Source organism: Undibacterium sp. GW821-FHT11B02, assembly GCF_058808955.1.
In genome coordinates this window covers 315,380-322,862 of record NZ_JBXASD010000009.1, presented here as the reverse complement: position 1 = coordinate 322,862, position 7,483 = coordinate 315,380, and the positions used below count along the sequence as shown (strand labels likewise).

Annotated in this window: 7 protein-coding genes and 3 tRNA genes; 4 read left to right on the top strand and 6 right to left on the bottom strand. The window is 44.0% G+C overall.

Features of this window, described 5'->3' with window-relative positions:
* Positions 1 to 246: 246 nt before the first annotated feature.
* Together AC1RVX_RS20630 and AC1RVX_RS20625 are read left to right on the top strand one after the other, a co-directional pair.
* Positions 247 to 831: a hypothetical protein gene (locus AC1RVX_RS20630; protein WP_493218475.1), complete on the top strand. Its 585-nt coding sequence runs from the start codon at positions 247 to 249 to the stop codon at positions 829 to 831.
* Between the two features lies 1 nt (position 832).
* Entirely contained in the window at positions 833 to 1,495 is a 663-nt protein-coding gene (locus AC1RVX_RS20625; protein WP_493218474.1) for a hypothetical protein, read from the top strand.
* 505 nt (positions 1,496 to 2,000) lie between these two features.
* Here AC1RVX_RS20625 and AC1RVX_RS20620 read toward each other — a convergent pair.
* Complete coding sequence (locus AC1RVX_RS20620; RefSeq protein ID WP_493218473.1) at positions 2,001 to 3,020, bottom strand: amidohydrolase family protein; 1,020 nt, start codon at positions 3,018 to 3,020, stop codon at positions 2,001 to 2,003.
* 305 nt (positions 3,021 to 3,325) lie between these two features.
* Positions 3,326 to 3,949 carry a pYEATS domain-containing protein gene (locus tag AC1RVX_RS20615; RefSeq protein WP_493218472.1) on the bottom strand — a complete coding sequence of 208 codons (624 nt, stop codon included), beginning with the start codon at positions 3,947 to 3,949 and terminating at the stop codon, positions 3,326 to 3,328.
* Between the two features lie 394 nt (positions 3,950 to 4,343).
* On the opposite strand from AC1RVX_RS20615, the gene AC1RVX_RS20610 reads away from it, so the two are divergent.
* Both AC1RVX_RS20610 and AC1RVX_RS20605 read left to right on the top strand, forming a co-directional pair.
* Entirely contained in the window at positions 4,344 to 5,063 is a 720-nt protein-coding gene (locus AC1RVX_RS20610; RefSeq protein ID WP_493218471.1) for a hypothetical protein, read from the top strand.
* The gene (locus AC1RVX_RS20605; RefSeq protein ID WP_493218470.1) at positions 5,060 to 5,911 is read left to right on the top strand and encodes a hypothetical protein; all 852 of its coding nucleotides are present in this window, start codon (positions 5,060 to 5,062) and stop codon (positions 5,909 to 5,911) included. Before AC1RVX_RS20610 ends, AC1RVX_RS20605 begins: the two co-directional genes overlap by 4 nt.
* A gap of 95 nt (positions 5,912 to 6,006) precedes the next feature.
* On the opposite strand, the gene AC1RVX_RS20600 is transcribed toward AC1RVX_RS20605, so the two are convergent.
* From AC1RVX_RS20600 to AC1RVX_RS20585, 4 genes are all read right to left on the bottom strand, one after another.
* A complete protein-coding gene (locus AC1RVX_RS20600) occupies positions 6,007 to 6,807 on the bottom strand; it encodes a hypothetical protein (protein WP_493218469.1) in 801 nt (266 codons plus the stop codon).
* A 142-nt stretch (positions 6,808 to 6,949) separates the two neighbouring features.
* Positions 6,950 to 7,042, bottom strand: a tRNA-Leu gene (locus tag AC1RVX_RS20595).
* Positions 7,043 to 7,120: 78 nt separating this feature from the next.
* Positions 7,121 to 7,194, bottom strand: a tRNA-Cys gene (locus tag AC1RVX_RS20590).
* A 104-nt stretch (positions 7,195 to 7,298) separates the two neighbouring features.
* Positions 7,299 to 7,374 (bottom strand) — tRNA-Gly (locus AC1RVX_RS20585).
* Positions 7,375 to 7,483: the final 109 nt, after the last annotated feature.

Below are 7,483 nucleotides of genomic sequence, written 5' to 3'. Positions count from 1 at the left end.
GGATGAAGAAACAAATTCAAGAGAATCTGGCTGCATGACATTCACCTGATGGTGAACTAATTACCGAGGGAAGCTCACTTCTCATGTTGTTGAATTTCACTACTTGCACATTTAAGGCCATCATTTCTATATTTTTTCAATTTTAATAATATCTTATTGACAATCAGATTACTCATTACTAAATTGTAATTTAACATCCTCAATTCTTCCACTATAACCAGAAGCACCCCCACTCTTGGAACAGACATGGAAGCTGAACAGGATCACTCAAAACAGTTAATAATCTTGGGGGCGCTTTTGGTTACATTCTTTGCATTTGCAATATCTGCTTGGGTAATTTATGAACTTTGGTGGTTTCAAACTGCAGCACTGCTAGGTCAACCGCAATGTAGTCGCGATAGCTATTGGATTGCCACAATGCAAATCAATTCGAGCCTGTTCAAACGAAGCCTCGCAATTCTTGGAGGGCTGGCAATTATGTTGGCAGGAATGGCGACCTCTTATGCAATTATGAAGTCTAGTGTGCCGACCAAGTATAGAAACTCGTTGAATGAGGACTCAGGAAAGAAAGATAGATCAAATGAATCTACATCGCCTGGGACGCATACTTTTGGGGTTGAAGGTGCTGGGGTCAAAGCGTCCATTGCAACAGCATCACCGGGGCTAGTGGCCATGGTTTGTGGTGCAGCAGTTGTTTGTTTTGTAGTCAGTTCAAAAGATAATTTTGGCGAGTATTCATCTGCCGCTTATTACATTGACCCAAGTACTAAGGCAACAGTTTGCGCTGCTCTTTCAGCAAGCCAAACTCCAATCAAGCCGACTCAGAATTAATATGAACATTCACAAATTAATCCCAGGGTTTATATTGTCCATAGAACTTTTCGGTTGCAGCAAGCAGCCGGAACAAGAACCTATCGCTCCTCCAATCCTGCTACCATCTGCCACGCCAAGCGTTGGATCATCCAACAGTACTCAACATGCTCAACAAGTAACTGACAACGCCAAGAAATTAACTGAACCTACAGATGCAACCAAGGTACAAACAGCAGCCTCGTCCAGCATGAACGCTGAGGCACCACTGGAAGGTAGTAGTGCACCAATCCCCGGAACGACTGTAGCTGCGGCTTTTATTCCCACATCATTGCCATCGACCGGAGGAGTGGGCGGCTCCACTCTTAAACCTATTGACAATACAAATAGCGTTTTGCCAGATAGTGCTACCCCAATGTTGGCAACTGCGATTCCAACAACTACTGGTCATGTTGGCGGGTCGACTCAAATGCGAACAGGGTTATTTCAAGGAAATGACAGCGAAATCGGAATTCTCACACCAAATTTGCGATTACGAGATTGGAAAAAAAACCAGCTGGCTGGCAAAAATAACCTGTCACAGCTGTCTATTGAAAGCACTAACAAAGCGAACCCACAAAATGAAATGAGTACAGGTATGGGAAATAAATTTATAAGTCAAAAAATTGCTGTCTCGCACAAATAAGCGGCACCTCTCAAAATTAGCTTGTGCTTCTCTCGACATTTCACTATTGCAGATCACTAACTCTCCGTCCGCGATTCACCGATATTCTTTTTCGTTCTACGTGACACTGTACGAATACATTCCGCCGACTGGAACTCCATCGTCAACAGCCTTACTTCATTGAACGGCGTTTCCAACGCCCGCCCATTGCAGGCGCGGCCTTTGACGACGCCTTCCAGTGTGGCGATAGTGAGTCCGTGATAGGGATAAGTGGCTTACAAAAAAATGACTCATGATCTTGAGCATTCTCGACTATATATTTTTACCATTTGGCGCAATAAATACGTTTAAGAGCAAGTTAACTTGCATATGCAGTGATCGCGCCAAAGCCTGAATAAACGGCGCGCCCGTTTCACTTGTCACGGGAAACAGAATATTTTTTATCGCGCCAATGTCTCTGCAATGCAAATGCTCACCGAGAGTATAAAAATCCAGAACTCATTTCATCAATAAGGATGAGTTCTAGTTATGGCTCCCCCATTTTTTGATGGCGAGCCATCTCTTCTGGACTCAATCTCAAAAACCGTGCCGCATTGTTGTACAAGATATCCCTTTTTTGGTCAGTATTCAGGAACGGCGCGTCTTCAATCACCTTAACCGAGCGCTCAATCACACCAGGCCACACCATTTGGTCAGATCCGAACATGATGCGTTTGCCAAAACCTGCATTGACGATCGCCTGCAAGTAAGCATAAAAGGCTGCGGGCGGCTGGGTATAAACGATGACACCAACATCGACATAGACTTGTGGATGTGCGTAAAGAACTGCCAACATGTCGTCAAGTTTCGGGTAGCCAGCGTGCATGATGTAGACGCGCAGTTTTGGATGTCGCACCAGAACTTCTTCAATCGTCAAGGCACTATGTAGTCGTGCGCGATAGTTGACGCTACCGAGGTAGATAACACCCGGTGGACCAGTGCCGATATGAATACCAGCGGGAATATCCAACTCTTCCGCCAGCGCCCAATACGGTTCCATGCGTGGATCGTCGGGCGCTATACCTGCATATTGGTTGGTGATCTCAGCCAGCACCGCGAGCCGCCCCTCCTTGTTAAGCGTACGCATGTCTTCCGGTGAAACTTTAGATACGCCAAGCTGAAACTCAAGCCCAGGAATGAATCTGCCCGGCGCAGCCTTGCGCCATGTCGCCACACGCTTTGGATATCCGCTCAACACACCAACGATGTTCAATTTTTCCATCGCTGCAATGGTCTCGTCCATCAGCGCCTTATCTGTCAAAGGCGACCAGACCGGATCTTTACATGGCGGTTTTTTGAACATCTCCATAAACACGTCTGCATAAGACGACTTAGCAGGATCCCATGCGGGGAAATTGGCGATAGGAGTACACATACCCAAGGGCGGTGGCCCTTGATCAGCTGCACCCATCGCATGCAAATGTACGTCAATGATAGGCGGACGCACCTGTGCAAACAGCGAAAGAGGCAAAAGCAACATCACAAGCAAAATGAGACGAAATTTCATACCATTACCTGCAATAGTAAATTAATAACAACTATTAAACGCCGATTATAAAATTCGGAACCGGCTGGTGCTGGCTAATTGTACTAAGGAACAAAGGTTAATTATTAGATTAACATGTCACCCATCCTTTCTTCCTCCCAAAGTAGAAAACCCATCAAAGAATCGATGGGTTTTGTGCATTGAAGTTATGCGGACTACAACATGCATACTCGAGTGGCCATGCGATAAGTGATACCGCGCTACTGCGCTAAAATACATTGCGTACCAATGGCTCAGGCCTAGTGGCCCGCCACTTGAACGACAGGTTAGCCCGCACTCGGCGGACGCTGAACTGCATTGCCCATCTCAAAGTCGATATACCTATAGACAATGGTTGACGTGCCGTCGTTGAATATCAACTTTGCAGTGCAAAGAAACGAACCATAGGCTGATGCAACTACCGGGAACCCTCGGCTCCTATCATGCGAGGGATATACCTTGTTTCCCCAAAAACTTCCAAAGAAATACTCGACAGTAACTAGGCCAGCGAAGCTAGTTTTGTGCGGAACTACGTAGATCAGTATGTCGTAGAGTTGGCCGTCTTGGCTGGACTTTTGCAGCCGGTGCACCAACATGGCACCTCGCGAATCTTTGTAGAATTGGTGCCTCTGATCCTCGCGACTCTTGTCATCTTGATATACACCAACTCTACTGTCTTCCTTGGAGAAGTTGCCTGGAATGGCAACCAAACCCGATGCGCTGCCAATTTCAAGTCCGCCCACCTTCAGGATAGCACCGTCTCTGACTCGAACAATTAGGGCAGACAAAAGATCTGAGATGTGATTGCGAAAGTAGGTTAGAACACCTACTGCTATCAGTGCCCAGAGAATGCTCGGGATCGTCGACCATACAGCGAGATCAAATACCGACTTCATTGCGGATTCAGACATTGAAGCTGCAGAACTTGCCGCTGCAGCCGTGGAAGCTGATGATAAGGACACAGTGACTCCTTGTGGGGGCTATCGTCACAAATTATAAATTTATGCGAGACACGCAACATTAGCTGCATCGCAAAAAATATCTTTAATAACTAAATACGCTATTAAATATCGCACTTGCGACATTTAATATAAACATTTTTTCAGTTTGTCCGTTACTCAACTACCACTGAATCATTGGCGTGATTGAAACCGACCCTAGAGAGATTTCCAACACATACTAGAAGTCGGACTGGTGGACATTTACTTATTTAAAAGTAAATTATAAAACATTTTTTGCAACAAAAAAGATACTATACGTAAGTCCGTTGATTTCCAACTACGCATAAATATTTGAGAGGTAGCAATGCATAATTATCAACGCAATTTATTGAGCGTGCACTGTACAAGAACAATGCCTCCACCTAACACTGCTGATGCTGATTGCATTGCCTTTAGCGATAATACCGGATTTCCTTATCTTTGCAAAAGTATGCTGGATGAACCCGAGCTACCTGCCCGTGAGTGGATATGTACATATCTTGCCGATTATTGTCAGCTTCCAGTTGCAAAGTGCGCTAGTGTAACGATCGAAGGCAGAACGGACATCCTATTTGGATCAAAATGGGAAGGTGGTACCGAGAATTTTTTTACTGCACTTAAAGACGTTTCAAATCAGCATATTTTCAGTGCAACACTTGGATTTGATTTTACCGCTCATAATATCGACAGACACATTAACAACTATCTTTACCTTAGAGTGAACAAAGAAATCTTAGTCGAGTTAATTGATTTTAGCCGAGCGTTGAACTTCAAGAGCTGGCCAATGCCAAAGTTACCTATGCCCGCAAACGAAAATACCTTGAAGGATTTCCCTGTTTGGTCTTCAATTCATCCATTTAAAAAAGACGAAGCTGAGAAACTTATTGATCGTTGGAATGCTTTACCTGCAGATTGCATGGCAAATATATTGAAGCAAATGCCCAAAGAATGGATGTCGGATACAGACCAACAAACGATGATTCAATGGTGGACAAGTGCAGATAGAATTATTCGCGGACAAGAGGCGAAAAATTGCTTGCCATGAGAAAAATTGCAAATTATTGCGTCATAGAGACCTTTCCAACACTAGATCGCCTTGAGGTGATAAATATTGGTATTTTAGTTCGCTTTGAAGGTAAATGGGACATTTGTGTCTTGCGAGATTTATCGAAAGTAATTGCGATAAATCCCAACTTCCCTCCACATGGTCTAAAAAATATAACAGAAATAACTCTTTCACTTATCAAAGATGCTCAAACATTTACTGAAGCAAGTGCCATCTTGAAGCGATTTGGGAAATCCCCTGGCCTGCAAAATTTTGTAGGTCAGTTTTGCGCCAATAGTGAAAAAGAATACAAACAAGAAATTAATTGGCTGCTTTCACGCCTAGTAGAGCCTCCTAAAACTAACAAAAATTTAGAAAATCGCGGAATCGTCCAAAGTCGCCTGAAAACTCGCTTGAGAAATCAGTTTAAATCAATGCAATTACTTGCAAAAAAAGTTGATGAAATAGACAATCATAAAATTGTTGAGAGGTTTCCCATAGCAGAAGATCAAGGGCTTTTTGCGGAGTTTGCGTTGAAAAATGGTGTAATGCACATCACAGAAACTATTGATTTCGACGTCAGTCGTTTTAGTGCCCGCCAAAAGTCAATTGAGGCGCAAGCAAAAACTTTGATTTTATCCGCTGCGAAGGAACACCTTGGAAATGAAACAGAGACTTATGTGGTTGTTGGAGGCATGAACAGACTAGCGGCCCTACAGTCTATTAATTTACTTGAAAATCATGCTACCGTTTTCTCATTAGATAGCACAGATGACATGAACTCATACTTTGCTTTATTGAATAAGGCCATCTTAAGCACAAACGATGTGCGTCTCTCACGGCCTTAATTATGCACTGGCAATATATTTCATTGTACAGCATTCATTGGAGTTCCTGGTGCAAGTCATACTTATGCTGACCGAATTGATCATTAATTCAATAGCTATTTTTGTTCAAAGTTTGGCTTAACTAATAAATAGGTAATTTCTTCTCGATTAGCCTTCAAAACCTTCAACTTCACATCACGAAATACGATTACGGAAGTACCATCAGGATCGATTTCGTAAGTTAAATCTTGCGTGAATGCCGGACGAGCAAGGCCACCCTTAAATTCACGATAGGAGATACGAATTTCGCCCTTCGATACGCCTTGGTATAGCATCTCTGTGACATAATCAAATTCTTCAATCGATCGCGTCTCTATCGTCTTTGTCTCTGTAACAAGTTCATAGGCAGCCGGAGCATCCATCTTGTGCCGAATATTGTATGTTGGGTACACCGACACATCAAATTTTCCGTCGTTGTCTGTATCGACAAAACAGCCTGACATTTTTCCAAGGTCTGTCTCATACTGCCCTGCTGGATTAACGCAAATCATTGGATATCCAGCATCTCCCCACTTAGTCAACATTCCAGTAAGTCCAGGAAGCGCTGATACTTTACGAAACATTTCCAAAAAACCCCAAGTGGAACTTGCAGGCTCAAGCAGTTTAATAGTCCCTTTGGGTATGGTCTTTGTCGAGTCTCGAATTGCGCCAAAACGAACTAGATTGTCACCGACGCGTCGGGTTGTAGAGATATCGGGACTCGGATCAGTAAATAATTGAACCTTTAACTTTTCAGACACAACTTCAGTGCTGTTACCGGGAGTTTGCCCCATTGCTGAAGTGCCGATCAAAAAGGTGCTTAGGAAAAGAAAGGTAGCGACAATCCACAAACAAACAAGTCTTGAAAGTTTTTTCATTTATTTTTATCTAAATTTAAGATGCGAATAATTTGCTGACAACGGCAAAACTAATGTCGTCAAAAGGAACTTTGCGCACAATAGCTCCATTTTGCAAAAAAACAACCGCAAAATGTCAGTGACGACTATAGAGGAAAGTACGTGGTGCCCGAGGCCGGAATCGAACCGGCACGCCCCTTTTACGGAAAGCGGCGGATTTTAAGTCCGATGTGTCTACCTATTTCACCACTCGGGCCCACTACTACAACTATACATTAGCGAATGGCTAATGTCAGTTCTGAAAAAAAAGCGCTCTAAAGCGCTTTTTTATATTTGGAGGCGGGGGTCGGGATCGAACCGGCGTCTACGGCTTTGCAGGCCGCTGCATAACCACTTTGCTACCCCGCCAGGGGTGCTATCTCAACAATTGGGTGATTTTCATCACGCGCTATTATCGCTGAAATGCGGTGCAACTTGAATAAAAAAGGGAAGCCGTGCTTCCCTTCAGAATCTGGAGCGGGAGAAGAGTCTCGAACTCTCGACCTCAACCTTGGCAAGGTTGCGCTCTACCAACTGAGCTACTCCCGCATTGTATTGCTGATACTTCAGGTACTACGCCATTTTGGAGCGGGAGAAGAGTCTCGAACTCTCGACCTCAACCTTGGCAAGGTTGCGCTCTACCAACTGAGCTACTCCC